General features: G+C 66.7%; 26 protein-coding genes and 6 pseudogenes. 14 read left to right on the top strand and 18 right to left on the bottom strand.

The window, feature by feature from the left end; all coding sequences use genetic code 11:
* Positions 1 to 250 precede the first annotated feature (250 nt).
* Together QBL25_RS43060 and QBL25_RS43065 are read right to left on the bottom strand one after the other, a co-directional pair.
* The gene (locus tag QBL25_RS43060; protein ID WP_409062441.1) at positions 251 to 547 is read right to left on the bottom strand and encodes a hypothetical protein; all 297 of its coding nucleotides are present in this window, start codon (positions 545 to 547) and stop codon (positions 251 to 253) included.
* Between the two features lie 402 nt (positions 548 to 949).
* A complete protein-coding gene (locus QBL25_RS43065) occupies positions 950 to 1,369 on the bottom strand; it encodes a hypothetical protein (protein ID WP_409062442.1) in 420 nt (139 codons plus the stop codon).
* Between the two features lie 316 nt (positions 1,370 to 1,685).
* On the opposite strand from QBL25_RS43065, the gene QBL25_RS43070 reads away from it, so the two are divergent.
* Together QBL25_RS43070 and QBL25_RS43075 are read left to right on the top strand one after the other, a co-directional pair.
* Entirely contained in the window at positions 1,686 to 2,405 is a 720-nt protein-coding gene (locus tag QBL25_RS43070) for a hypothetical protein (protein ID WP_409062443.1), read from the top strand.
* Positions 2,406 to 2,669: 264 nt separating this feature from the next.
* Positions 2,670 to 3,038: a hypothetical protein gene (locus QBL25_RS43075; protein ID WP_409062444.1), complete on the top strand. Its 369-nt coding sequence runs from the start codon at positions 2,670 to 2,672 to the stop codon at positions 3,036 to 3,038.
* A 124-nt stretch (positions 3,039 to 3,162) separates the two neighbouring features.
* Here QBL25_RS43075 and QBL25_RS43080 read toward each other — a convergent pair.
* The 4 genes and pseudogenes from QBL25_RS43080 to istA form a co-directional block, all read right to left on the bottom strand.
* Positions 3,163 to 3,357: pseudogene (locus QBL25_RS43080) on the bottom strand (IS630 family transposase); the annotation flags it as partial.
* A 114-nt stretch (positions 3,358 to 3,471) separates the two neighbouring features.
* Positions 3,472 to 3,831, bottom strand: coding sequence for a hypothetical protein (locus QBL25_RS43085; protein ID WP_409062445.1), 360 nt, complete (start codon positions 3,829 to 3,831; stop codon positions 3,472 to 3,474).
* Between the two features lie 729 nt (positions 3,832 to 4,560).
* Positions 4,561 to 5,331, bottom strand: a complete 771-nt coding sequence (istB, locus tag QBL25_RS43090) for an IS21-like element helper ATPase IstB (RefSeq protein WP_409054884.1) — start codon at positions 5,329 to 5,331, stop codon at positions 4,561 to 4,563.
* A complete protein-coding gene (istA, locus tag QBL25_RS43095; RefSeq protein WP_409054883.1) occupies positions 5,328 to 6,746 on the bottom strand; it encodes an IS21 family transposase in 1,419 nt (472 codons plus the stop codon). The genes istB and istA overlap by 4 nt, the downstream gene beginning before the upstream one ends.
* Positions 6,747 to 6,996: 250 nt before the next feature.
* On the opposite strand from istA, the gene QBL25_RS43100 reads away from it, so the two are divergent.
* Positions 6,997 to 8,289 (top strand): IS256 family transposase, encoded by a 1,293-nt coding sequence (locus QBL25_RS43100; RefSeq protein WP_409062446.1) that lies wholly within the window; start codon positions 6,997 to 6,999, stop codon positions 8,287 to 8,289.
* Positions 8,290 to 8,383: 94 nt separating this feature from the next.
* The gene (locus QBL25_RS43105; RefSeq protein ID WP_409062447.1) at positions 8,384 to 8,602 is read left to right on the top strand and encodes a hypothetical protein; all 219 of its coding nucleotides are present in this window, start codon (positions 8,384 to 8,386) and stop codon (positions 8,600 to 8,602) included.
* A 311-nt stretch (positions 8,603 to 8,913) separates the two neighbouring features.
* Here QBL25_RS43105 and QBL25_RS43110 read toward each other — a convergent pair whose 3' ends face one another.
* A complete protein-coding gene (locus QBL25_RS43110) occupies positions 8,914 to 9,054 on the bottom strand; it encodes a hypothetical protein (protein ID WP_409062978.1) in 141 nt (46 codons plus the stop codon).
* Between the two features lie 33 nt (positions 9,055 to 9,087).
* On the opposite strand from QBL25_RS43110, the pseudogene QBL25_RS43115 reads away from it, so the two are divergent.
* Together QBL25_RS43115 and QBL25_RS43120 are read left to right on the top strand one after the other, a co-directional pair.
* Positions 9,088 to 9,360, top strand: a pseudogene (locus QBL25_RS43115) (XRE family transcriptional regulator); the annotation flags it as partial.
* Between the two features lie 2 nt (positions 9,361 to 9,362).
* The gene (locus QBL25_RS43120) at positions 9,363 to 9,833 is read left to right on the top strand and encodes an NUDIX hydrolase (RefSeq protein ID WP_409062448.1); all 471 of its coding nucleotides are present in this window, start codon (positions 9,363 to 9,365) and stop codon (positions 9,831 to 9,833) included.
* A gap of 366 nt (positions 9,834 to 10,199) precedes the next feature.
* Here the strand turns inward: QBL25_RS43120 and QBL25_RS43125 are convergent, their stop codons facing one another.
* The gene (locus QBL25_RS43125; RefSeq protein WP_409062449.1) at positions 10,200 to 10,844 is read right to left on the bottom strand and encodes a hypothetical protein; all 645 of its coding nucleotides are present in this window, start codon (positions 10,842 to 10,844) and stop codon (positions 10,200 to 10,202) included.
* Positions 10,845 to 10,955: 111 nt separating this feature from the next.
* Between QBL25_RS43125 and QBL25_RS43130 the strand changes: the two genes are divergently transcribed.
* Positions 10,956 to 11,267 carry a hypothetical protein gene (locus tag QBL25_RS43130; RefSeq protein ID WP_409062450.1) on the top strand — a complete coding sequence of 104 codons (312 nt, stop codon included), beginning with the start codon at positions 10,956 to 10,958 and terminating at the stop codon, positions 11,265 to 11,267.
* A gap of 1,699 nt (positions 11,268 to 12,966) precedes the next feature.
* On the opposite strand, the gene QBL25_RS43135 is transcribed toward QBL25_RS43130, so the two are convergent.
* Complete coding sequence (locus QBL25_RS43135) at positions 12,967 to 13,236, bottom strand: type II toxin-antitoxin system RelE family toxin (RefSeq protein WP_409062451.1); 270 nt, start codon at positions 13,234 to 13,236, stop codon at positions 12,967 to 12,969.
* Positions 13,233 to 13,490 (bottom strand): type II toxin-antitoxin system Phd/YefM family antitoxin, encoded by a 258-nt coding sequence (locus tag QBL25_RS43140; RefSeq protein ID WP_409062452.1) that lies wholly within the window; start codon positions 13,488 to 13,490, stop codon positions 13,233 to 13,235. The genes QBL25_RS43135 and QBL25_RS43140 overlap by 4 nt, the downstream gene beginning before the upstream one ends.
* Before the next feature lie 36 nt (positions 13,491 to 13,526).
* Here QBL25_RS43140 and QBL25_RS43145 point away from each other — a divergent pair, with 36 nt between their 5' ends.
* Both QBL25_RS43145 and QBL25_RS43150 read left to right on the top strand, forming a co-directional pair.
* Positions 13,527 to 13,703, top strand: coding sequence for a hypothetical protein (locus QBL25_RS43145; RefSeq protein WP_409062453.1), 177 nt, complete (start codon positions 13,527 to 13,529; stop codon positions 13,701 to 13,703).
* Between the two features lie 5 nt (positions 13,704 to 13,708).
* Positions 13,709 to 14,551: pseudogene (locus tag QBL25_RS43150) on the top strand (IS630 family transposase); the annotation flags it as partial.
* A gap of 5 nt (positions 14,552 to 14,556) precedes the next feature.
* Here the strand turns inward: QBL25_RS43150 and QBL25_RS43155 are convergent.
* The 6 genes and pseudogenes from QBL25_RS43155 to QBL25_RS43180 form a co-directional block, all read right to left on the bottom strand.
* Positions 14,557 to 15,057, bottom strand: coding sequence for a hypothetical protein (locus tag QBL25_RS43155; protein ID WP_409062454.1), 501 nt, complete (start codon positions 15,055 to 15,057; stop codon positions 14,557 to 14,559).
* 483 nt (positions 15,058 to 15,540) lie between these two features.
* Complete coding sequence (locus QBL25_RS43160; protein ID WP_409062455.1) at positions 15,541 to 15,954, bottom strand: hypothetical protein; 414 nt, start codon at positions 15,952 to 15,954, stop codon at positions 15,541 to 15,543.
* 343 nt (positions 15,955 to 16,297) lie between these two features.
* Positions 16,298 to 16,558, bottom strand: a pseudogene (locus QBL25_RS43165) (transposase); the annotation flags it as partial.
* A gap of 503 nt (positions 16,559 to 17,061) precedes the next feature.
* Positions 17,062 to 17,421 carry a hypothetical protein gene (locus tag QBL25_RS43170; RefSeq protein WP_409062456.1) on the bottom strand — a complete coding sequence of 120 codons (360 nt, stop codon included), beginning with the start codon at positions 17,419 to 17,421 and terminating at the stop codon, positions 17,062 to 17,064.
* A gap of 20 nt (positions 17,422 to 17,441) precedes the next feature.
* Positions 17,442 to 18,125 (bottom strand): hypothetical protein, encoded by a 684-nt coding sequence (locus QBL25_RS43175; protein ID WP_409062457.1) that lies wholly within the window; start codon positions 18,123 to 18,125, stop codon positions 17,442 to 17,444.
* Positions 18,126 to 18,472: 347 nt separating this feature from the next.
* Complete coding sequence (locus QBL25_RS43180; RefSeq protein ID WP_409062458.1) at positions 18,473 to 19,684, bottom strand: IS110 family transposase; 1,212 nt, start codon at positions 19,682 to 19,684, stop codon at positions 18,473 to 18,475.
* 240 nt (positions 19,685 to 19,924) lie between these two features.
* On the opposite strand from QBL25_RS43180, the gene QBL25_RS43185 reads away from it, so the two are divergent.
* A complete protein-coding gene (locus QBL25_RS43185; RefSeq protein WP_409062459.1) occupies positions 19,925 to 20,233 on the top strand; it encodes a hypothetical protein in 309 nt (102 codons plus the stop codon).
* Positions 20,209 to 20,736: pseudogene (locus tag QBL25_RS43190) on the top strand (IS630 family transposase); the annotation flags it as partial. The gene QBL25_RS43185 and the pseudogene QBL25_RS43190, both read left to right, overlap by 25 nt.
* On the opposite strand, the gene QBL25_RS43195 reads toward QBL25_RS43190, so the two are convergent.
* Positions 20,733 to 21,770 (bottom strand): hypothetical protein, encoded by a 1,038-nt coding sequence (locus QBL25_RS43195; protein ID WP_409062460.1) that lies wholly within the window; start codon positions 21,768 to 21,770, stop codon positions 20,733 to 20,735. The pseudogene QBL25_RS43190 and the gene QBL25_RS43195 sit on opposite strands and share 4 nt — an antisense overlap.
* A 130-nt stretch (positions 21,771 to 21,900) precedes the next feature.
* Positions 21,901 to 22,362, bottom strand: coding sequence for a nuclear transport factor 2 family protein (locus QBL25_RS43200; protein WP_409062461.1), 462 nt, complete (start codon positions 22,360 to 22,362; stop codon positions 21,901 to 21,903).
* A 179-nt stretch (positions 22,363 to 22,541) separates the two neighbouring features.
* Here QBL25_RS43200 and QBL25_RS43205 point away from each other — a divergent pair, with 179 nt between their 5' ends.
* From QBL25_RS43205 to QBL25_RS43215, 3 genes and pseudogenes are all read left to right on the top strand, one after another.
* The gene (locus QBL25_RS43205; RefSeq protein WP_409062462.1) at positions 22,542 to 23,414 is read left to right on the top strand and encodes a helix-turn-helix transcriptional regulator; all 873 of its coding nucleotides are present in this window, start codon (positions 22,542 to 22,544) and stop codon (positions 23,412 to 23,414) included.
* Positions 23,415 to 23,509: 95 nt separating this feature from the next.
* Positions 23,510 to 24,801 (top strand): annotated as a pseudogene (locus tag QBL25_RS43210) (IS256 family transposase).
* 231 nt (positions 24,802 to 25,032) lie between these two features.
* Positions 25,033 to 25,212, top strand: coding sequence for a hypothetical protein (locus tag QBL25_RS43215; RefSeq protein WP_409062463.1), 180 nt, complete (start codon positions 25,033 to 25,035; stop codon positions 25,210 to 25,212).
* The last annotated feature ends 127 nt before the right edge of the window (positions 25,213 to 25,339 follow it).

Here is a 25,339-nt window from a genome sequence, read left to right on the forward strand (position 1 = left end):
CCGAGGAACCGGGACCATCCCCGCGGTCGAGAACACATGCGGTATCGGCGGGCTATCGGTTGCCGCATCTGGCGGCAAACTGGCCGTGTACGGGGTGAGTTCGCCCGCAACGCATCAGGGCTGCGGTATCGAGCATCGATTGGTGTGCTCGAAGCGGAATGTGCCGGATCTGCGGCTGGGGTTGACGGTGCTGGGGGAGGAGCATGCTGGAGAGCGGCTCTGCGTGCCTGCCTGCGGGTTCTGGCTGCCGTTAGTGGAGTTTGCCGCGTCCGCCACCGGGTGCGGCTGCGGCGCGGCGTCCGCGGGCCGGCCGGTGGTTGAGGCGTGGTCGGCGGGGTTGGCCTTCGAGGCCGAGTGCGCGACGGGCGAGTTCGCCGAGTTTGGCTTCGGGCAGGCCGGACAGGGCGACGGTTTCGCGGACCGCGGCGGTGCAGTCGCGCCGGGTGCAGTGTGCGGTGGATGCGGTGAGGCCGAGGCTGGGGTAGCTCATGCTTTCGGGGGGCAGGTAGATCGCTGCGCATCCGATGCACACGTAGATCGATCGCATGGTTCTCCGTCCGTTCAGCCCTGGCCGCTGCCGTGGCAGGTGTTGCATGGCCCGGTCCATCGACGCACCACCGGGACCTGTTTTCCGTTCTCGTCGGTTTCGACGGTGTGTTCTTCGTGCTCGGTCAGCCCTGTTCCTCCGCACGCGGTGCACGGCGTGTCCGGCATGTGACCAGGATGCCCGCTCTGCCGGGCTGTGTCAGGCAGCCCGCAAGGTCTCACGGAGGGTCACGCTAGGGGTGCGGCTTTGTGCGTGTCTGGTCGTGGCCCGCGAGCACGCGCGCCGCCAGGAGCCGTCGGGTCGGGGGTTCGACCCGAGTAAACAGAAGCGGTGTGCCCCCTGCCTGGTGGCAGGGGGCACACCCGGCGGTTCATCCGGCAGCGAAGTGGTGTTGGGGCCTGGTCAGGGCTGGTGGAAGCGGTGCACGATAACCGCATCCCCGTAGCTGTGCGGGTCCGCTTCTTCGACGGTAAATCCCGCCGAGGCGAGGATCTTCAGAAGAGCGTCCCGCATGCATACATGGACGGTCGAGTAGTGGCGGAGGGCGTAGCGCGGGTTCGAGGGGTCGACTCCGCCCTCCAGGAGCGACGCGGCGGTGGTTGTCAGTTCTTCGCCCGTGTTCCATTCCACCAGCACACCGCCGTCGGCGGCGGATTCCACGTGGACCTCAGCGCCGGGCATTTCTTGGGGCCCGCCCCCCGGGCCGCTGCGGTGTACCGGAATGCCGGCTTGGGCCAGCGAGCGGCAGGTTTCTTCGGCCAGTTGGTTGCGCTGGGCGAGGACCTCCGGTGAGGCCGTCAGATCGACTTCGTGCTCGGCCATGCGTCGTTCATTTCCCTTTCGGGTCTTGGTCTGCCAGGGAGCGTGACGAAGGGCCCCCGCCGGCATTCTTGACGTCTTGGGCCAGTAGTTGCTTCGCCGCGCTCTCCATGCCCGGAAGGAAGGGGACCGACCAGGTGACGGGGGTGTCCTTCTTGAGGGCGGCAGCCATGCTCGCCTAGATGGTCCAGGGCCCGCACGGGCACCGATAGCAAGTTGATGATGGAGCTCAGTTCTCTAGTGAGCAATCCATTGAACAGCGGTAATGGGGCAGTACAGTTGGATTACTGGTGCGGTAGGACAAGGTTAGAGTCTGTGTGTGGACAACAGCATCTGGTTTGAGGTTGAGGATTCGGCGGAGCATGACAGGGAGCCTTGGGATTTCGACGAGGCCGAACTCGCCTTCCTTGCAGCTCTGCGTTGCCGTGCCGCCGCATGGCGGGTGTCATGGGCTCCCAGCGACGTCTCAAGGCCCGAGGATGATTCGTCACTGCTCGTCCGGGTCTCTCTCCTCGATGAAGAACACCGAGTGATACTCGGTGAGTGGGCCGTGTACTTTTACGGCACGCACGTGCAGGCCGGGAAAGTCTCCGATCAGCTCTTCAACCTCCAGGAGTCAGGCGAGCGCGGCTTCTTCCAGGCCTCTGGCACGGTCGATGAGCTCGCTCGACGTTGCGCTGACTGGTTCGAGAGCCTGTTGCGCCGGTCTGTCGTGCGTGCCGAATGGCCCGCCGCGGCCGGTCATTCGGCACATCGCTGGGAGTTCGGATACCGGAGAGGTCCTCGTCACCAGCCGCAACGCACCTGCCGCCGGTACACTCCCCGCTCGCCGGGTCACGGTCCGCCCCTGATCTGCGTTGTCTGCTTCGGGACACTCGATCGCTCTATCCGCTGGTCCGGCGAGCGCGCGCCTCTCTACTCTGCATTTCCGAGGCGCCACTTGCTGCCTGATGGCCGCACCGAAAGGGGGCCCGGGTGCCCGAAAGAATGGGGCCTCAGCACCGGTGTACCGAAACATGAGCATTGGGTAGATGGCTGATTCGTGGAACCTGCCTCGTTTCACGTGATCTCAAAACCCACTCGCGAGCCGCGTACGGTCATTCTCAACTCCACCGGCTATCTCCAGTGCGTGGGCCAGGACGGGCAGGGGGGCAACGACGTGTTTGACCACCCAGGCCTCCTCGCCGGGAAGATTCAGCCCTTCGATCCCCTGGGCCGGTGGCCAGATGCTGGCGCTACTCCCAGCCGGGCGAACACTCACGTTTCGCCTCGCGGCGCAGGGGAGCGCCCATACAGTGCTGCCATGGACATGAGCTGGGTCAAGAAGGGCCTCCGGTGCTCGCTGATGGTGGTCGAGCATCCGAACTGGACGTCACTGTCAGACTCCAGCACGCCCGGCGCGCTCCGGGCACTGCTGCGCGGGACCGGCAACAAGGTCGTCGGTCACGCGGACCTACGCTCCGCGAACCTGGTGGTCGCGGGCATCGCCGCGGCGTCGGCGGCGGCGGGCAGCGGGCTGACGTTCGCGGGCATCAAGCTCAAGAGCCGTTTCGAGGACCGCAAGGCGCAGCACGCCAAGGCGGCCGCGACCGTCGTCGAGGAGGCGGCCGCGGCCTCCGACGAGGTCGAGGAGCCGGACGCGCCCGGTACTCCTCGGCTGCGTGCTGTGTGAGCGTCAGGCGAAGCGCCGGTGCGGGCTCACGGGAGACCGACGAGCCCAAGCGTGGTCTCGGTCTGGACAGCAGGAAACTCAATGCGGACTTCTGAGCTTGAAGCGTGATGCCGTCAGGGTGATCGCGGATGGTGAGTCCGGTGTCGGCGAGGCATCCGTCGATGAGATCGCTGCGGTGCTGGATGGTGCGCAGACCGCGTCTGACGCTCTGGGGGAGGTGGTCGGGGGTGGTGACGGCGACGTTGCCGAGCCAGTGGCACCGCAGCGACCAGACCCCCTCGGCTGGGTTGAGATCCGGAGCATATGAGGGCAGCTGGTGGGGCGGTCAGTCAGTCCCGGTCGGTGACCCAGGCGCGTATCCGGGAGATCAGGGTGCATGTTTACGCTGTCTCAGATGGGCGCGATGGACTCAGTAGAGCTGATGCGTGTTGTGTCACCGTCGGTCGGTGACGTAGAACTCCATCCACTCGACTCCTGCGACGGTGAAGCGTGAGCCGCTGTTCACCGAGGCGACTCCGTCGAACTCACCATCCGACCCGGGGGCCCCAAGAGCCCAGGGTGTCGCGATCCGCCAGGCGCTTCGAAGGACGGCGAGGAGCGCGGCATCAGCGCTGACCGACTCAAGGGGTGAAATCAGGCGCAGTTCGGCAAGCTCGGGGTACTTCCAGTACCGCTCGTAGGCCTCGATCTGCATGGGCCTGTCCAGGCGAGCCGCAAGCCGCCCGACCACGCGCTCGACCCCGCGACGGTCATTGGCGCGTACGTGGCAGCGCCACCGGATCGTCTCGAACATGCAGAGACCATAAGCACACTACGCGTCGTCACGCCGTGGGTTCCGGCCCATCCGCCTCCACCTCGCCGACGCCCATGGGCCGAAACCCACCCGCCTCGGACCCGGACGACCACCTGGCTCCAGAAACCGCCAGCCCACCACCCGCTACGACGTCGGCGAGACGGTCGGATGCCCCGCGGGTCTCACTGAACGGAGGAAAGAGATTAAGGAACAAGCTAACTCAGCTCGGCGGGCACTGACCGGTGTTGGGCGTCAGCACCACGGGAACTGGCGTAGCGGACCGGGGCTGGTTGCAGGGCCGTGAGCAGGAGGCATGCGAGTGCCATCGACCTTCATGGCCCGGCTGGCCCGGCCCGCTCGAGCAGTGGTGCGAGAGCGGGGGAGAAGTAGTCGACGAGCCGGTGGCAGCCGTCGGTTAGCTGGCCAGCACGAACATCCCCCGATTGCGGGCCGTGGGTGCCTCATGGTGCGTCTGGCACACTGCCGGTGCGGTAGTGGCCGGAGCCGGGGTTGGTGGGTTGCCGGTCGTCGATACGGTGCCCGCATGAGCGAGAAGACAGAGCGGGTGCAGGCGGCGTGGGCCCGGATCGAGCAGTGGCTGGCGGAGCACGCGCCGCTGTCGCACCGGAGTTTGCTGCCCCCGGTGTCCGAAGAGGAGATCGGTGCAGCAGAGGTGTCCGCGTACTCGTCTGAGTGCACCACTGAGTACGAAGGTATGTGCACCACTGCTCAGGCCACTTCGGTGTCCCGCTCGATGGCCTGGAGGCGGTTCTTGAGTCGATAGCTGTTGCCGTTGATCGGGACAACCTCGCAGTGATGCAGGAGCCGATCAAGGATTGCGGTGGCCAGGACCTCGTCGCCGAAGACCTGTCCCCATTCGCTGAAGGTCTTGTTCGACGTCAGGATGATGGAGCCCTTTTCGTAGCGCTTGGAGATGACCTGGAAGACTAGGTTGGCCTCGGCCCGCTCCAGAGGCTGATAGCCCACCTCGTCAACGACGAGGACGGCGGGGCGGAGATAGCTGGTGAGCTTGCTCATCAGCCGGCCCTGGTCTTCGGCAGCCTTGAGCTGGCGGACCATGTCGTCGAGACTGGTGAAGTAGATCGAGTAGCCCGCCCGGCAGGCCGCGACGGCCAGGGCAACAGCGATGTGAGTCTTGCCGACTCCAGGCGGCCCGAGCAGGGCGACGTTGGCCTTGTCCTCGACGAAGGAAAGCGCGGCCAGGTCTTTGACCTTGCGCGGGTCAAGATCGGGCTGAAACGAGAAGTCATAGTCCTCGAGGGTCTTATGGTGCGGCAGTTTCGAGAGCCGAAGCCCGTTGCGGAAGCGGCGATCCTCACGGACCACGAGTTCCTCAGCCAGCACCAGATCAAGCAGATCGAGATAGCCCATCTTGGCCTCGTCCGCCCGCTGGATGTACTGGTTCAGGGCTTCGGCCAGATGCGGCAGGCCGAGCTTGCCGGCGGTGGAGCGGATGCGGTTGCTGGTCAGCTCGCTCAACGGACTTCCTTCGTCGGTGCGTTGGTCGTGAAGGGACGAGTGCCGGTCAGCTCGTCATAGACAGACAGCGGACGACGGCCGACCTCGACACTTGCGACGGCGGCTCGGTTCAGCAGATTCTGCAGCGGGCCGCTCGGCACTCCCAGAGGCTGGCCGCGGCGGGGAGAGGAGAGGTCGTCCCCGGTCGTGACGCGGCGGCCGGCGCCGGTGGGCAGACCCTCCCAGTGGGTCTCATCCACGATGCGGGCGCCTCGTCCAACCGCCCTTCGATGGGCCGCAAGCAGCGTCTGGCCGTTCAGGTCGGCGACCGTTGCATGCAGCGTGATCTGGGACTTCGTGGCCCGGATCTCGACCAGTTGGCGAGGGCGGACCTTGCGGGCAGGAACCGAGTAGAGGTTCGCGTCGAAGGCAACGAGGCAGTCCTTGCCGACATGCCGCAGATGCCGCTGGGAAACCACATACGGAGTTGTCGGCAGCGGCCGCAGAGCCGTGTGATCACGTCCGGCGCGATGCCCGATGATCTCGCCGTGGGTGCCATGGACCTTCGACCGACGCAGCGGGACCCAGGCCGCAAAGGCGGCGTTCATCTCCTCGACGCAGGAGAAGGCCCGCCCGGCCAGCACGTGGTCCCGGACGATGCCGACCTGGCGCTCGACCCGGCCCTTGCCCTGGGGCCGGTAAGCGGCAAGAACGTCGATGTCGAAGTCGTAGTGCCCGGCGAAAGCGACCGCTTCCGGGTGCAGCGGGACTGCCTCACCTGGAGCGACATGCCGGCGCACCACCGTCTTGGTGCGGTCGTAAACGATGCTCATCGGCACTCCGCCGAAGTGCGCGAACGCGCGGCGGTGGCAGTCGAAGAACGTCGCCAGATCCTGGCTGGTGGTGAAGCAGCAGAACGGATCACGCGAGTACGACAACGTCATATGGAACGAAAAGACCTTCGGGATGCCGACATGAGCCAGGACCCTGCCCTCATCGCCCCAGTCCACCTGGGCCTGAGCACCTGGAACGACCTCGAACCGCCGGTGCAGACCCGCCAACTCACCGGGACTGATGCCCAGCTCCTCCGCGATCCGCGGCCGGGCTTCCTGCAGATACAGCTTCACCCGCTGGTAGTTGATGGTGACCGCGTAGTCCTGGACCAGACGTTCATGGATCACCGACGCCTTGAGTAGAACCTCGGACCTGAGCATCGCATCGATCAGCGGTGCAACCTCGTCCACCAACCGCCGAGGCCGCTGACCAGTCCCTTCCCGCTTTGGCGGCGCAACCGGAGCCCGAGCCCTCAAGTACTTACTGACCGTCCGACGGTTCAGCCCGGTCTCCTTAGCGATCTCTCGCAGGCTCATCGCACCGGACTCATACAGCGGACGAAACCGCCTCAACTCCAGCCACCGATGTGGATCCAAGACCACCGCCAGCCGCCTCCCTGCCACCCCGAACCGACAGCAGCAGACTCACGGCTCGCGCCCCATCACCGCACCACACTTGGAGCACATTCCTCCGTACGAGGTGGCGCACGTTCACTTGTACGCCGACAAGAGGCGAAGCTGCGGGTCCAGCAGGTACTTGTCCGTGTCGATGATGCGGAACTTCTTCAGGAACGGGGTGCAGAAAGGGACTGTAAAAGTAACGGTGTAACTCCTGATCATGGAGGATGCACTGATGACCAGTAACAACACGCCTGGAGACGAGAGTTCAGAGGTGGCTGTCCCGCGGTCGGTGAAGGCGGTGGATGACCAGCTGATCGAGGAATTGATCGGCCGTGCCCAGGCCAAAGGACTCCAGCTGGCGGGCGAGGGCGGTCTGCTGCAGCAGCTGACGAAGCGGCTTCTGGAGTCGGCTCTGGAGGGCGAGGTCACCGATCACCTCGGTTATGACCGGCACGATCCGGCAGGCAAGAACGGCGGCAACTCCCGCAACGGGACCCGCTCCAAAACGGTGCTGACCGAGGTCGGCCCGGTGGAGATTGCCGTCCCGCGCGACCGGGACGGATCGTTCGAACCGAAGATCGTCAAAAAGCGGCAGCGGCGTCTGACCGGCGTCGACGAGATGGTCATCTCGCTCGCCGCGAAGGGCCTGACGACCGGCGAGGTCCAGGCCCACCTGGCCGAGGTCTATGGCACCGACGTCTCCCGCCAGACCATCTCGACCATCACCGACAAGGTCCTCGAGGGCATGGCCGAATGGCAGAACCGCCCGCTCGACCCGGTCTATCCCGTCATCTTCATCGACGCCATCCACGTGAAGATCCGCGACGGCGCGGTCGCCAACCGGCCCATCTATGTCGCTCTGGCCGTCACCACAGAGGGCCGCCGGGACATCCTGGGCCTGTGGGCCGGTGACGGCGGCGAGGGCGCCAAGCACTGGCTCCACATCCTGACCGAGATCAAGAACCGCGGCGTGGGTGACGTCCTCATGCTCGTCTGCGACGGCCTGCGGGGCCTGCCCGAAGCAGTCGAGACCGTCTGGCCGGCCACAATCGTCCAGACCTGCGTGGTCCACCTCCTGCGGAACTCGTTCCGCTATGCCGCCCGCCAGGACTGGGACAAGATCGCCAAGGCCCTCAAGCCCATCTACACGGCCGCGACCGAGGACGCCGCGCTGGAGCGGTTCGCCGGCTTCGCCGACAGCTGGGGCAAGAAGTATCCGGCGATCGTCAGGCTCTGGGAGAACGCCTGGGAGGAGTTCACTCCGTTCCTGCGGTTCGACGCCGAAATCCGCAGGATCGTCTGCACGACCAACGCCATCGAGTCCGTCAACGCGCGGATCCGCCGGGCCGTCAAGGCCCGCGGCCACTTCCCCAACGAGCAGGCCGCGCTGAAATGCGTCTACATGGCGATCATGTCGCTGGACCCCACCGGCAAGGGACAGGCCCGCTGGACGAGCCGCTGGAAGACAGCACTGAACGCCTTCGACATCACCTTCGACGGCCGACTCAGCACAGCACGCCACTAACCTCAACAACCCCAGTTACACCGTTGATTGGACAGTCCCTGCAGAAACTGTCCAGCCCGTTGGAGACGTCGGCGCGTGAAAGAGGGGCGAGTCCGTGGTGATCAAGATTGGCGTGCTCGGGAAGATCACGCACGGTGATGAGGCAGGCAGGTTCGTCTTCATCAAGGAACTTCCGGATGATCCTCCGGGTTATCTCGTTCTTACGGCCGCTGATGAACACTTCAAAACTTCTGGTGGAGACGAGTGGGTTGAGGATTATCCGTCACTGATCGCTTTCTTCACGGAAGGGGGATGGGTTGTGGAATGGAAGTGATTCGATGTGGGCGGATTCGTCGACGACGTTGACCTCGCTGCTTCTTGGGGACTTACGGCTCCTTATGGAGCGAGCCAGCAATGAATGCCCAGCGGTCCCTTCGATAGTGCTCCGGTGGGACCGCTGGGGCGTCTGACGGCAGCAGTCGAGGGCAACGCGGGCGCCAGAGAGTCGCTCGGCTGGCTGTTAGGGGGCTGAGGGGGTGGCCCGAGTGGGGCGGTAGCTTGGTTGTGGAGACGAGTCGCATGCGCCCGGCAGGGACGGGAGACGGGTGGGCCAGCGCGGTTCAGCGCCTGGGCGAGCGAAGCGGGTCACGTCCGGCGCCGAGTCCGCCAGGGGCGGGTGATGATCTCCCGGTAGGTGTGGTGGTCCGGGTTCTGGCCGCAGTGCCGCAGGACCCAGTGCTGCGGTTCGGCGAAGTCCTCGCTTGTCGGCGAGGTCTCTTCGTCCACGGCGCACTGCATCGCGTAAAGGACCGGCTTTGCGTCCGGTCCCGCTGCTGCCTCGCACTCATGCACTACAAGCCGCTCGCCGACGCCCCCGGCATCGAAGTCCGCACCCACGGCACCACGCTCTACAACTCCCTCTACCGGGCCGACGACCAGCAACTCGTCAACGCCCACGTCTGGGGCGTCAACGCCTACGCCGCCCCCGTGTGGCATCTTCGCCGGCACCAGGAGAGCGGCATGTTCGACACCTACGCCGAGAGCTTCGACGCGGTGTGGGCGACGGCAACCCCTGTACGAGAGGAAGGCTGACCGTGGCGCGAACCGAGTACTACAACGACCCGAACGGCCCCGAGCCGAACAGCATGGTCGTCGCCGCCTCAGCCGTCGTCACCGACGACCACGGGCGCATCCTCCTCCAGCGCCGCCGCGACAACGACTTGTGGGCCCTGCCCGGAGGCGGCATGGACCTCACCGACTCCCTGCCAGGCACGGCTGTCCGCGAAGTCAAGGAAGAGACTGGCCTCGACGTCGAGATCACCGGCCTGGTCGGCACCTACACCGACCCGAAACACATCATCGCCTACACCGACGGCGAGGTCCGCCGACAGTTCAACGTCTGCTTCACCGCCCGCATCACCGGCGGCCAGCTGGAGATCTCCGATGAATCCACCGAAATCCGGTATGTACCGCCGGAAGAGATCGAGCAGCTGCCGATGCACCACACCCAACGACTCAGGCTCCAACACTTCCTGCAACACCGTGAAAGCCCTTACCTGGGCTGAAATGCCTGACGACAGCAGCGACGGCAACAGGCGACCACCCGCACATGGAGCTTTTGGAGAAGCTGATCCGCCAGGGGCACCTCACCGGGCCGCCGCGTAGCCACGACTCGTGGACGGGGCGCGCCAACAACAGCCTGCTCAAGCCCTGCTACCAGGAGGCGAAGAAGGCGCGTTGGTCGGATGGTGCTCACGGAATCCGAGCACGGGGTGCCACCGGATCTCGCGTACGTACTCCCGAGGAACGCGAATCCCTGTGGGGGCCTCCGAGCAAATAGCGCCGGTCAAAGAGCCGGCTGGGATCTCATCTTCGGGCTACCCGAACCTTTCGGCGCCGGTGCAGAAGGAAGATCAGGCACCAGGCGAGACCTACCCCCAGGTTACGCCGGTGACCAGAGCGGGGCCCAGGTGCCGGGCCGTCACCATTTCGATGGCCGGGCAGGCAGAGCCGTCGCCGTGTTTCCACGTGTTGACCACGCAGGTCTGCACGGGGTGCACGGGACCTGCGGGGCGGCCGCACGTGTTTGCCTCCAGTGGCCGGTCTTGCGGCGTGGCCAGCGCGTAGCAGGCCAGCATGGTCCGCTCGTCCTCGTACCAGTAGTGGTCCAGGATCGCGGGGTGAGTGAAGTCCAGGCAGTGGAAGACGACGGCGAGGTCCTGCCGTCCGTAGGGGGCCTGGCGCAGGGCGGGCGCCAGGCCGTCGAGGCTTTCGCCGCGGGCCAGGAGGAGTGCCCGCTCGACCGAAGCACCCCATGGGGGCGGTTCACTGCCGGGGTCGGGAACGCCGTCCTCGGAGCGGAGTTCGGTGCCGATCGCGGGCGGTTCGAACCGGGCGCGCCCCACGACGCTGCCCCAGCCCAGACCGGCATTCACGCACAAGGTGCCGGCCAGCAGCATCCACGGCGTACGCACCAGCCGCTCCCGGCCAAGGTCCACGACCAGACGCGCGAACTCCACCCGCGAGAGCAGCGACGGTGACGGAGGCGCGATGAACGTATCGACCCACATACCCATGCCCTCGATTCTCACAACGCCCCGCAACCACGGCACCCCATTTCAGCAGCGCCAGGCAGTTTCTGACGGATTACCGCACAGATTTCGAGCGGTCGGTGGTGTGATGACTTCATGCGACCGGAGCACTGTGGGACCAGGAACCACATCGAGGTGTGGCATGGCAGGGTGCTGCCGACGGGGCCGGAACGGATCAAGTTCTGGACGGTAGTACGCGGTTCGCTCCTGCCGATCCTTGTCTGGGCTGGCGTTGCCTGCCTCGCGTTCTTCGTCTATGACCCGGTCGCGGCGCTGATCCTCGGCGCGTTTCTCGCGTTGTCGTTCGTCGTGGGGTTTTGGTTGCGCCGCAGGGCGAGGCACTCGGTTCGCTGCAGTACTTACGGTGCGCTGGGCGGGGTGTTCGACAAGTCCATGGTTGGGTTCTGATGACGCCCTCACGCTGGCTCATGAGGCCGTCGGACGCCAGCTGGAGGCGGGAAGAGTGCGAACGAAAAGCCCCTGACGCCGAGGTGCGTCGAGGCCCACCATCCGCATTGCCGGAAGTGCGACTACGACCTGGATGACCGGTTGTTCACGCTGTTCGAACTGGGGGAGACCGCCCTGGAGGCCTCCGGCGATGCGCAGGCCTGCGCCACCCACGCCCGGTGCAGCAACGACCTGCGCGCCGCGCTCGGCATGGCCGGATCGGCCCCTTCGGCCGTCCCGTCCTCGCCATCCGGCCATCAGGCCGAACCACGCCTCCACCAGGGGCGCTCGCCAGGGCCGTCGAGGGAACCTCATGTCCTCTTCGGCCAGCTGCCTGGCGCTCCTTGTGCGCAGCGAGTGGCCTGGTCGAGGCTGTCGGCCGACACTTGAGCAAAGGCCTCCAAGAACGTCTTGCCGCTGCCCTCGCGGAACGTCAGCCGACCGCCGGCCTCGGGCAGTCCCGCCGCCGTAGTCCACACGTATCTCAGGCGCTGATATCCCGGCTCTGCCCAGTACGCAGGCCCGCTTCACGACGCCAGGCCATCGCCTCGCCCAATTGCGGCCGGGTGCTCCAGTCAGCGGGGAGGATGAACTTGTACAACAGGCACGCGCCGAAAGCGGCGTGCCCGGCCTCAAGGAGCCCGGTGGCAACGGCGACCGGATCGGTGACGGTGGAGCGGACCTGAAGGTAATCGAGCGCTATGGGGCGCTCGCTGTCGGCACGGCCCCACCACAGCGCACGGGCAAAAAGGACGTGCCCGTTCTCATCCTCAGCAAGCCAGACCCATTCCGGGCGGAACTGTTGGCACCGAGCTCGTCGCGGATCTTCTCAGCGGTGAGCGCGGTGATGGGGCCGTCGGCCGCGTACGCGGCGGCACGGCCCAGGGCGGTGGAGTCCGCAGTGGCGGGAAAGAATCGCATTCGGCACATGATCACGGCTGGAAAATGGCAGAGCAATGCTCTTCTTACAGGCAGCCGCTTCGAGAGGGCCCTGAACGTCACGCTCAAAGCGGTTGTCTTTCGCTCCGCCGACCAGGACCTGACCACCAGCGGCACTTACACCCGGCTGATCGAGCCCGTTGCCGCGCCGGCGCGGGGCCGTTCAGTGGTGAGGCCGCGGGTTATGAGGTTGATCATGGCTTCGGAGTGGTGCGGGTGGGCTTGGTGGTCTGGTCCGGGGCGGCGCCGCGCGGAGTCGGCCGAGGGCTTCGGGCACCGTGAGCGCGACGACCTCGATGCGGCAGTCGGCGGCCACCCGGTACGCCCTCGCCGCCAGGCGGCACTCGTCCGCGTCGGCCAGGACTGTCTCCACTCATCTGTCGTAGCGGTGTGTGAGGAGGTGGTCCTCAACCTTGCTCATCTGCACGGACCTTGGTGTCGGCCGCCCGGGCGCCCCCCGGTCGGCAGTTTGCCGTAGGGCTGGTGCGCACTCTTGTAGAAGTCCCGGCCGACGATGACCGCGCCGCCGTGTTGGTCCAGTACCGGCTGCAGCACGGTGGGCGGCCGGGTTTTGCCTGTGCTGGAATGCCTGGCAACGGCCGCCACCACCGGCTTCTCGTGCGGTATTGCGTTGCGGGTCCAGGTGGGCAGGATGAGCTGGGTCAGGACGTCCCGGTGGGCATCGTCCGGCGCAGGAGCGCCGGAGGGGTCGTTGCCTCGCTTACCCCGCTCGCCCGAGGTGGATGACCACGATGGTCACGGTCTTCTCCTTGCTGACCCTGTCCTCGGTGATCTCGTACATGATCCGGTAGCGGCCCACATGCATCCGGCGCAGATCGGGCGAGCCGTACGCTGTGCTGCCTTCGGGGCGTGGATCGTCGGCCAGCAGGTCGATGGCGTCCACGACCTGGCGCAGCCCCTCGGGGTCGTCCCTGAGGAACCGGGCGGCTGCGTTCAGGGCGGGCTCGTCCCAGATGACGGTGTGGCTCAAGCCGTGTGCTCCAGCCCCAATCGAGCGCGGACCTCAGCATGGGGAACTCCGGTGACCTCTCCCGCAGCCTGGCGCGCGCGGTACTGCGCGAGCGCCAAGGCGTCTTCGAGGTCGGCGAGCTCCTGGGGGTTGATCAGTACGGCCGCGGGGGTGCCGTGGTCGGTGATCGTGATGCGTTCCCGGCCATGGGAGGCCCGGCGGACCAGGGTGCCGAACTTGGCACGGGCCTCGGTGATGGGCAGCGTCTCACTCATGACAGAACTGTACACTTCTGTCTTCTGCTGGCGCTGGTGAATGACGCGGCCACTGTCCGGGCCGGATTCGCCCCAAGATGGCGAGTGGTCGACTGGACGCTGACCGAGGTGAAGCTCGGGCAAGCCCGCCTGCACCGCAACGGCCGTGACGCCGACCCGATCCTCGTCCTCACCGCATCCGTGCTGGAGCACTACGGCCTACGGCTGCCCTAACGTATGAGGAGCGGCGTGCGAGCCGGCCCCAGGGCCGACAGCCGCGCCTGATCCTGGAGCTGGGGGAGAAGCGCCCAACGAAGAACGCGACGCATTGGTCGACGCGGTCCATGGCCAAAGAGATGGGCCTCTCGCAGTCGTCCGTGGCACGGATCTGGCGGGCCTTTGGCCTGCAGCCGCATCGATCGGAGACCTTCAAGTTGTCGACCGACCCCTACTTCGTCGACAAGGTCCACGATGTCGTCGGCCTCTACCTGGACCCGCCCGAGCGGGCCTTGGTGTTCTGCGGCGACGAGAAGTCGCAAATCCGGGCCCTGGACCGGTCCCAGCCCGTATTGCCGATGATGCCCGGGGTTCCCGAGCGGGCGACGCATGACTGCGTCCGGGCCGGCACCACCACCCTGTTCGCGGCTCTTGAGGTCGCCTCCGGCAAAGTGATCGGCTCCTTGCACCGTCGGCATCGGGCCGAGGAGTTCAAGAAGTTCTTGACCAAGCTCGACAAAGAGGTGCCTGCCGGCCTGGAGGTCCACCTCGTCTGTGACAACTACGCCACCCACAAGACCCCCGCCATCAAGAAGTGGCTGCTGGCCCATCCGCGCTTCCACCTGCACTTCACACCGACCGGCTCGTCCTGGCTGAACCTCGTCGAGCGATGGTTCGCCGAACTGACCAACAAACAGATACGGCGAGGAGTCCATAGGTCCGTCCAGGCCCTGAAGAAGGACATCCGCAACTGGATCGCCACATGGAACACCGACCCGAAGCCCTACATCTGGACGAAGACTGCGGACGAGATCCTCGAACGTCCCGCCAGTTATCTGAACAGCATTCCTGACTCAGAAGACTAGGAGCGCTAGTTGAAGGCACGGCGCAGGGCCAAGGTCGCGTCGACTTGCGGGAAGGCCCGCCGGATCTCGCGGTCTGCCAGGTCGATCAGCAGCTCCAGCGCACCAGGCGCTGCGCCGTGCACCAGTTCACGCAGGTACGCGTTAAGTTCGGCGACGGCATCGGGCAGCGTAAGGTCTGCGAGTAGGGCGGCACCGTCCGTCTGGTACGGCGCGGGCGGTAGGCCCACCTTCTGCGGATGCACGCAGACGGGCACACCCTGCAGGGTGTACCGGTGGCCGTCCTGAGGGTCGAACGGACAGTCACGCGTAGGGCGTTCGGCCACGTCGAATTCACCGACCGGGAAGCGGCGGGACGGACAGATGCCGCACGCACGGTGGCCATCACCGGAGACGAAAGCCTCGACCATGCGCAGAGAGTAGCGTGTTGCACACGGTCGATTCAGCATCGCTCCTAGAGGCGCGAGGATGACGGCAATCACGAGGTAGGCGACCGCCTGGTCCAGCATCGCGTTCGCCTACCGGCGGGAGCACGGGTGATCCCGCACCAGCAGGATCACCAGCCGCTGCCGCAGCCCCTCGTTGATGTAGTCGCTCGGGGGTTGCGGGACTTCGCGTCGAACAACTGGGGGAGCGCCGTCGGGTCACGGTCGGTGTCGCGGTCAAAGCGGATGAGGGCGCGGGCGGCGGGACGGTGTGTGTGGCTGGCGGGGCAGAGCTCCATCCATCCACCGTCGTGAGGGGTCTGTGCCCGTGCGCAAGGAGGTCGCCTCCGCAGCGCGGACAGAGCCGGGCCGGCGGGTCCTGTTCACGATCGGCCGGGGGCAGGGGGAATGGTTCTTCGTCGCTGACGTCGTTGCGACTGCCATCGAGGTTGCCGATGCGGCACACATGCGTGCGTCCGGGGCCCGGCCAGGGGCGGCGGGCAGGTGCCCCTGGCCGGAGCGGGAGCATGGTGGTTCGCTTCGGCCAGTAAACCGGAGCGGACATGGTCAGTTGCAGGCGTGGCCCCAACCCATGTCGGGGCGCCAGGTCTTGGTGCTCGCGGTCCCGCCCTGCTTCTTCCAGGTGAACTTGGCCTGTACCTGGAAACTGTTCGTCGGCCACCTGCACGGGTTGACCGACGCGGTGCCCGCCAGGTCTTGGGTCCCGTGCCAGCCGTCGTCGTCCTTGGCGGACTTCACCGTCAGCGTCCTGGTGCCGTTGAAGCGCAGGAGCTTCACGTCGTTGACCTTGACGGTGTAGTTGCCGCCGCCGGCGGTGTCGGTGATCTTCGCCCGTGCCCGGTAGGTGTCGGCCTCGTCGTCCCACCATACGGTCGCACAGCGCTTGACCTGCTTGCCGTAGCACTCCCAGGTGCTGTCCGCGGACGCCATGGAGGGTGTGAAGAAGATCGATGCGCCCACCGCTGCGACGGTGAGCCCACCCGCCGTAGCGGTCCGGCGGAGTTGCTTGAGCCTCATGAGGTTCCCTTCCGATGTCCCGCGGTCGTTCGACGGCCGCCGGGTCTCGAGTGCTGGCGACGGGAACGCTAGCCGGGAATTTGGGGTGAACCGTGGGGCGTGCGGTGCTGTTGCGCAGCCGTGACAACGTCCGCATCCGGCCGCCGCCGGCTGACCGAGAGCCCCAGTTCTTCCGGGGCGCGAGCGTCGGCCAGGAGGTGTCGTCTGGGCAGTACCCCGGTGCGGTGGTCGGTGACTTCGGCCTCAGCCCAGCGGCCTGCCTTGCGAACGAAGCCGAGGGGAGCAGGCCGCGCAGCCGGTTAGGGGTGCGGGTGGTGTCCTGGGCGAGATCGCCGTCGTGGCCCAGCATCGGGGTCAGTTCGGCCCGTACGCCCTCCTCTGGCTCGAGACGGCGCAGCAGGTGAGGCCGGGCGCGGGCCGCATCGGTGATCACGTAGCCGTTACGGGCTTCGGTGGTGCTGGTGCCTGGGTGCAGATTGGCCAACCGGTGCATGGGCAGGCCCGGCAGGTAGGCGACGTCGCAGCCGCTCGCGCGGACGACGGTCACCCCCCAGGGTCTGGATCCAGGCTAGTTGGTCGACCACGACCAGGACCTTCCTCGAGCGCTGCAGGCCAGCGAACAGGTCGCGCCACTGGGGCATGCCGTTGGGCAGGGGCTTGTCGAAGGCCGTTCGGCCATCGGCCATCAAAGCCGTACCGTGAGCTCCGACTTGCCCAGCTCCAGGTCGCAGAAGACATCGACCGAAGTAAGCTGCTCGCCCGTCACCGGGCTCTCCCTCCCCGTTGCCACCGATGGCCCACCGGGCACCGGAGATCGACAGGTACACCACGCAGCCCTGCCCGCCGGTGGGCATGCTTCCATCACGGCCGTCCGGCGCTGCCAGAACCGGCGACAGCACCCGCCCCGGATCATCAACAACAGGGGCAACGAGTCGTGCCGGCCCCGAAGGACACAAGCCCAGTTCGGGCTCTACGAGCAAGGCCATGGGAGGCTCGGCCGCCTTCTTTGCAACGTGCCGCAGTGGACACCGCCTCCGTGCAGAATGTGCGCTATGGCGGACGCAGTAGCGCAGTAGCGCAGTAGCGCTGTACGCGCTGATCGGGGCAGTGGGTGGAGCCGTCGTTGGTGCAGGGGGCGCCGTACTTGGGCCATTGCTGCTGCATCGACGGCAGGCGGCGGAGCGGAGTGCGGCGCTGCTGCGGCAGGAGGAGCGGGACCTTGCACAGCAGCGTCGTGAGGAGGATCTGCTGCAGCGTCAACAGCTGTTCGAGTTGCGAGTGGCCGAACTCGACAGACAGGCGGCCGCGGAGCGGGAGCACGCAGTCGAGATACGTGCCCAGCAGGCGGCTGCGACGGAACGCTTGAAGCACATGCGCTCGACGACACGCGCATGGCATCTGCTCCTTCACACGGGCCAAGGGGATTCCGCTCAGTGTGTGGTGTCTTGCGGTTTTTCTGTGAAGCGTAGCCAGGCGCTGAGTGCGGCTTGGAGTTCGATCACTGCTTGCCGGTCGATGGTCTCGCCGATCCTGCCGACGTGCAGCCTCACTCCCTCGCCCGTGACGGTCCAGCCGACCGGCAGACGTTGGGGGGAGTTGATGGCCGATCCGTGGGAGAGGGTGCGGAGCATGGCATCGACGCGTGGGGGCAGGGGCTGCTGACGGGGGGCCCAGGAGACGTTCGTGGGCCGGGTGGGCAGCCCCAGTGTCGTGCGGAATGCGTTGATGGCGGCGTCGAGGGGCTGGGATGTGTGCGGGGCCGCCCCGACGAAAGCTTCCAGGAGCTCGGGGTGGGGCACTGGAGGAAGCGGAGGGTGTTCCTCGATGTCGAGACTCACAGAGGAGGGCGGGACCAGGGTGCGGGCGTAGCCCTTGGCCTTGTATCGCGCATGGTGTTCTCTGAGACTGGCGATGGGGCGGGCCAGGGGGTGTTCACCCCGGAGGGCCGCAATCGGTGTGGTCAGGGCGTGGGAAGGTTCCGGCCGGGACAGCCGGGAGGGCTTGCCGTAGATACCTTGTGCGCGATGCAGAACACCTGTCTCGGTCACCAGCGCAGTCATTTGCCGGCCGGTCGTGTCATTGCCCAGCCGAAACCCCACGACCAGCGTCGTCATCAGTGGGGCCTCCCTCCAGCACGCGCGTCCACGATAGCGAGAAGGGCCGCTTCCGGCGCCAACATCCCGCACGTTCCCCCAGAAGATGGCCACGAGGTTCGACAAGCGCGTCGGCGTCTTCCACGAACCGTCACGGCACAGTGCTCGCGCTATGGGCTTGGCTGCGCCCCAGTTCCACCTACGGGTGATGAGGAACTGCACGGCCGGCTGCCGTGATGGACGCCTGCTCGACGTCACAGGCTCTTGACCTCAATCGAGCTTGAGGTCGGACGATCTGCCGGAGTGGTCCGCACGCGGCGGAGCTGGGGGGGTGCTTCTATCTGTTCGGTCAAGGTCTGTGGGTTTGGTCAGGCTGTCTGTTCGTGCCTGGGTTGGTAGTGGGTGCGGTGTTTGAGCATGGCGTGCAGGACGTCGACGCGGCGGCGTGTGAGGCAGATGAGGGCGGCGTTATGGCGCTTGTTCTCTGCTCGTTTCCTGTCGTAGTAGGCGCGGGATTCGGGAGTGCTCAGCGAGGCGAACGAGGCCAGGAACAGGGCCCGTTTGAGCATCTTGTTGCCGCCGCGGGGCGGTCCTTCGCCCCGGATGGAGGTCCCGGATCGACGGGTGGTGGGGGTCAGTCCCGCGTAGGAGGCCAGGTGGGCGGCGGTGGGGAAGGCGCCGGCGTCGCCGATTTCGGCCAGGATGCGGGCGCCGGTCCTGACCGCGACCCCGGGCATGGAGGTCAGGACCTTTGCGAGAGGGTGGGCCTCCAGCAGGGCGGCGACGCGGCTTTCCAGGATGTCGCGGCGCTTGAGCAGGACCGCGAGGGCTTCGGCCAGGCCGGAGATGATCTCGCCGGCCGATGCCGTGCCCGGGACCTGGACGGTCTGCTCGGCCAGCGCGGCATGGATCTGATCGGCCAGCTCCCGCGGGGTGCGCATGCGCGGGGCAGCGTCGGTCATGACCTCGATGAGCTCCTGGGTGCCGGCCTGGGCCAGTGCGGCCGGGGAGCCGAACGTCTGGAGCAGGGCCAGCACGGCCGGGTGGCGCAGGCGCGGCCCCAGGACGCGTTCGAGGGCCGGATGGATCGAGGTGAGCAGGCCGCGCAGCCGGTTGGAGGTGCGGGTGGCGTCCTGGGCGAGGTCGTCGTCGTGGCCCAGGACCATGGTCAGTTCGGCCCGCACGCTCTCGTCGACGTCGATGGAATGCAGCAGGTGGGGCAGGGTGCGGGCGGCATCGGCGATGACATGGGCATCGCGGGCGTCGGTCTTGCCGGTGCCGGGGTGCAGGTCGGCCAGCCGGCGCATCGAGAGGCCGGGCAGATAGGCGACCTCGCATCCACAGGCGCGGGCGACGGTCACCGCCAGGGTGCCGATGGAGGCCGGCTGGTCGACCACCACCAGCACCTTCCCCCTGCGCTGCAGGCGGGCGAACAGCTCCCGCAACTGGGGCTCGCCGCCTGGCAGCGGCTTGTCGAAGGTAATGCGGCCGTCGGCCTGCAAGGCCGTGCCGTGGTGGCTGGACTTGCCCACGTCCAGGGCACAGAACACATCGATCGACGTGAAGTCGTTGCTGGTCACCGGGTTTCCCTCCCCGGAGTCGCAACCGGTGGCCCGCCCGGGCACCGGAGATCGGCAGCCACATTACGCAGCCCTGCCTGTCGGCGGACACGCTTCCATCAGCGACCATCCGGTGCCGCCAGGACCGGCGACAGCACCCCCCGGATCATCAAGGACAGGGGCAACCAGTCATACCGGCCCCGGAGGCCACGAACCCGAACCGGGCTCTACAACGAAGGTAATGGGCTGGAGGGCAGGCCGATGGAGACGGTGACCGAATGGATCAAGAGGAACGCCCATGTGCTCGTGCACAGGAAGCCTGACGAGCCATTGGAGGATCTGCGGCCGCTGGCCCCGCTGGTACGGGACGCCAAGATCGTGGCGCTGGGAGCAGCTGCCCGACAGACACGCGAATTGTCGGTCGTGGCGGATCGCTGTGTGCGGCTGCTGGTGGAAGGTGGGGATGCGGTTCAGGCGCCGGCCGAGTGGGTCCATCTGTCGCCGGTGAGGTTGTCCTGCGATGTAGGGGAGGGCTGTGAGGGTGTCGGTGCGGTTCATTGGTGCCGATGATGCCGGGCATGCCCGAGCGGCGCACCCACGACTACGTGCGCAACGGCCTGAGCACCTTGTTCGCCGCGTTCGACGTCGCCACGGGCGAGGTCATCACCGCCCTGCACCGCCGGCACCGGGCCGCGGAGTTCAAGAAGTTCCTGATCCGGATCGACAAGGAGGTGCCCGCCCACCTGCACGTCCATCTGATCGTCGACAACTACGGCACCCACAAGACCCCTGCGATCAAGGCCTGGCTGGCCAAACACCCGCGGTTCGAACTGCACTTCACCCCGACCGGATCCTCCTGGATCAACCAGGTCGAGCGGTGGTTCGGCTACCTGGCCCACCAGATGATCCGCCGCGGCGCACACAAGGACATCCAGGCCCTGGAAGCCGACATCCGAGCCTGGGTCAAGGACTGGAACCAGAACCCCAAGCCCTTCATCTGGACCAAGACAGCCCAAGAGATCCTCGACTCCCTCGCCCGCTTCTGCCGACGGATCTCTGGCGCAGGACACTAGCGCGACGCGTCCGAATGCACGAGCCGGAGGATGTCCTGGAGGCTTTCCCAGATCATGTCGCCGCGCTCCCATGGTGCCGCGTGTCCTCCGCTGTTGCGGTGGCCCTCGACGATGTGAATTCCTTCCACCCGGCGAAGATTCGCTTCGAGCCGCTCCTTCTGGTTCATGGGCACAAGCAGGTCTTGAGGGCTCTGGTCCAGCACAACCAGCCGCGGTGCTTTGCCCTCCCGGATCCGCTGGGCGATGTCCGCCGGGTCGAAGCGCGCCGGGCTCGCGAGGGCCCACGTCTTCTTGTCGGCGGTAAAGGCGTGGGTCAGCAGCGTGCGGTACTCCTGCTGGAGATGCGCGTGCGAGGCGCCGAGCCCGTCGGTCAGTTCTGGAAGGTCGTACAGGCCGTTGAGGCCGAGGAGCGCAGCCGGGCAGGGCGCGTCGGGGAGGTCCAGTCCGTGGTGGAGCGGGGCTTGCAGGATCGCCTGGAACGCGATGCACGCGCCGCAGCTGTGGCCCGAGAGGATGTATGAACGGTCAGTCAGGCCGAACGACCGCAGCAGGGCGAGCCCATGGAGGACGTCGCTCACGTGGTTGGGATGGGTGGCCTCGCGGGCGGGGTCCGAGTGGTTGTCCTGGACGGCGTCGTAGGGCAGCAACGGGTGTGTGGGGAACTGCGAGATTCTGTAATTGAGCGAGGCGACGGCGCTGATGGGTGGTGAGGATCCGGAGAAGGCGTGGGCGACGGTCGGCTCGATCGACGAGGACGCGAGCTGGGGATCACGCCAGGCGCCCCCGTGGATGTGGACGTGGTAACGCGGGGCAGCGACGTCGGGACCCGCGGCCGGAAGACGCTCGGCTGCGGTACCGACGAGTTCCAGCGTTCGTGGCGTCCTGGGCAGGTAGATGTTGAGGGTCTGCAGGCGATTAGCACCCGGGAAATACGGGATGTCCTCGGCTTTGACCACGGAAACTCGCTGGGCAATCCCAGGGCTCGCGACCTCGGCAAGCTGCCACTGCACAGGCTCGGCCTCTTCAATGCTCATCACGGCTCGCTTTCTTACACGTGTTCGTGAACAGTGGAAACAAGGACTGGAGTCTGCTTTCCTCGCGGTGCCCGGCACACTTGCCGGGCACCGCGAGTTCCACCCTTGGAACGACCGATACCGACCGAAATCAGAAACCGGCGGGCAGCTTGAAGGCGTTGCCGGTGAACGCGGACGTATCGAGCCAGAGGTACTGGAAGGAGCGGTTGGTGAAGACCCAGCCGTCCTCCGAGCGCCTCAGATGATCGACGGTGACGCTGTGGTTCCGGTAGTACACCTCGCCTGGGCCGCGCGCCGCCTCGTGACAGATGATGCTGGTCGTCGCCTCGTCGCCGGAGATGTCGATCGGGCCCTGCACCGCGAACTGGACAAAGAAGTCCCGCTCGTCCCGCAGCTTCCGGAACGTGGAAACGATGTCGTCCACGCCCACGGCATGCACCCTTTCACCGATCGTCCACTCCGCGTCTGCGGCCCACGTCGCGCGGAAACGATCGATGTCACCTCGGGTGGCAGCGTCGGCGAAACGAGCGACAGTGTCCCGGATGGATGCCTCGTCCAGCAGACGGGACAGCGCAGCCTCGATGGTGGTCATTTGATTCTCCCTGTACGACGAATGGAAAGTCCGGCCGGGCAATTTCGGAAAATCCCGGATTCGGTGAACGTGATGTTCCCTATGGTGGCGCGTCCAAGACATACGAACCAGAGACACTTCGACGGTAGGAAGAGCTGTACCACCCTCGCATCGCACCGATAACCGGGAATGCGGGGAGAATGGCCATCATGACGACGACACCCCACATCGGCCTGGGCACGATGATCCGCACATGGCGCGACCGACTGCCCCCGTCGGCCGTCGGACTGCCCGCGGCCTCGGGCCGCCGCGCCACCGGGCTGCGGCGCGAAGAACTGGCCGACCTCGCCGGCATGTCGGTCGACTACATCGTGCGCCTGGAGCAGGGACGGGCCACCACTCCCTCGGCGTCGGTGGTGGCGTCCCTGGCACGCGCCCTGCACTTGTCGGCAGCTGAACGCGACCACCTGTACCGGCTGGCGCAGCTCGCCCCACCGGCGGACAGCACGGTCTCCGACCACCTCACGCCCGGCGTGCAACGGGTACTCGCCCGGCTCGGGGACATCGCGGTCGCCGTCTTCGCGGCGGACTGGCAACTGGTGTGGTGCAACCGCGCATGGGCCGGCCTCGTGGGCGACCCCACCGCCGCGCCGGCGCGGCTGCGCAACTTCGCCCGCGACAGATTTCCCGTCGATGACGGGCCCGCTCGCCTCGCCCGCTGGCCGGTGACGGAAGCGGACCGGGAGGCCACCGACGCCGCCGTCGTCTCCGACCTGCGCCGCGCCACCGGCCGCTACCCCAAGGACAAGCGTCTTGCCGCGCTGATCCGTGAACTGAGCGCCAATACGAGGTTCGCCGAGCAGTGGGCGACCGGAGGTGTGGCCGCACACCGCGAGGGCCAGAAGACGATCGACCATCCTGCGGTGGGACCAGTCACCGTGGACTGCGACATCCTGACCGACGGCGACTTTGACCTCAAGATCGTCATCATGACTGCCCCACCCGGCAGCGAGGACGAGACCAAGCTCCGGCTCACCGCCCTCGCCGGCCAGCCCACCACCCCATCCCGCTGAGTTCAACTGCTCCTCGCTCATACTCCGCGACCGCATTCAACGTCCGCGGGACTGTAAAAGTAACGGTGTAACTCCTGATCATGGAGGATGCACTGATGACCAGTAACAACACGCCTGGAGACGAGAGTTCAGAGGTGGCTGTCCCGCGGTCGGTGAAGGCGGTGGATGACCAGCTGATCGAGGAATTGATCGGCCGTGCCCAGGCCAAAGGACTCCAGCTGGCGGGCGAGGGCGGTCTGCTGCAGCAGCTGACGAAGCGGCTTCTGGAGTCGGCTCTGGAGGGCGAGGTCACCGATCACCTCGGTTATGACCGGCACGATCCGGCAGGCAAGAACGGCGGCAACTCCCGCAACGGGACCCGCTCCAAAACGGTGCTGACCGAGGTCGGCCCGGTGGAGATTGCCGTCCCGCGCGACCGGGACGGATCGTTCGAACCGAAGATCGTCAAAAAGCGGCAGCGGCGTCTGACCGGCGTCGACGAGATGGTCATCTCGCTCGCCGCGAAGGGCCTGACGACCGGCGAGGTCCAGGCCCACCTGGCCGAGGTCTATGGCACCGACGTCTCCCGCCAGACCATCTCGACCATCACCGACAAGGTCCTCGAGGGCATGGCCGAATGGCAGAACCGCCCGCTCGACCCGGTCTATCCCGTCATCTTCATCGACGCCATCCACGTGAAGATCCGCGACGGCGCGGTCGCCAACCGGCCCATCTATGTCGCTCTGGCCGTCACCACAGAGGGCCGCCGGGACATCCTGGGCCTGTGGGCCGGTGACGGCGGCGAGGGCGCCAAGCACTGGCTCCACATCCTGACCGAGATCAAGAACCGCGGCGTGGGTGACGTCCTCATGCTCGTCTGCGACGGCCTGCGGGGCCTGCCCGAAGCAGTCGAGACCGTCTGGCCGGCCACAATCGTCCAGACCTGCGTGGTCCACCTCCTGCGGAACTCGTTCCGCTATGCCGCCCGCCAGGACTGGGACAAGATCGCCAAGGCCCTCAAGCCCATCTACACGGCCGCGACCGAGGACCCGCGCTGGAGCGGTTCGCCGGCTTCGCCGACAGCTGGGGCAAGAAGTATCCGGCGATCGTCAGGCTCTGGGAGAACGCCTGGGAGGAGTTCACTCCGTTCCTGCGGTTCGACGCCGAAATCCGCAGGATCGTCTGCACGACCAACGCCATCGAGTCCGTCAACGCGCGGATCCGCCGGGCCGTCAAGGCCCGCGGCCACTTCCCCAACGAGCAGGCCGCGCTGAAATGCGTCTACATGGCGATCATGTCGCTGGACCCCACCGGCAAGGGACAGGCCCGCTGGACGAGCCGCTGGAAGACAGCACTGAACGCCTTCGACATCACCTTCGACGGCCGACTCAGCACAGCACGCCACTAACCTCAACAACCCCAGTTACACCGTTGATTGGACAGTCCCACGTCCGCGGCTCGGGGAGGCGTTTCGTACGCGAGCAGGAGGGCCGCTACAGCGAACCCTTCGTTGTTGCGTGCTGGACTCCCAGACCATCAAGACTTTTGCCACCGTGCCCCCGACCGAGCAGGGCACTGACGTAGGGAAACGGATCATCGGCCGCGAACGCCACGTGGCCCCCTGGGGCTGCTGCTGACCGTGCTGGTCACTGCCGTCGGCATCTCCGGCATTGCGGCCGGCAGGACGCTGCTGTCCCGCATCGCCGCCGCTCAGCTCTGCGTGGTCAAGGCCTGTGCGGCGGCCCATTTGCTGGAGGGCTTCCTGGACGGCGTCCTGCAGGCGGGCGGCGCGGGGCTGGCGCAACAGACGCCCCCATGAGGCCGGCTGTCGGCCGTGTGCGGTCACGTGGGCGAGCCCCTTTGTGTCGGGTGGCGTCCTTGTCGCCCTCTTGGTGGGTGCGGGGCTGCTGCGACACCTCACCGCGTGCGGGAATCGGATCGCCGCG

Source organism: Streptomyces sp. SYP-A7185 (genome assembly GCF_046103685.1).
Taxonomy (GTDB): domain Bacteria; phylum Actinomycetota; class Actinomycetes; order Streptomycetales; family Streptomycetaceae; genus Streptomyces.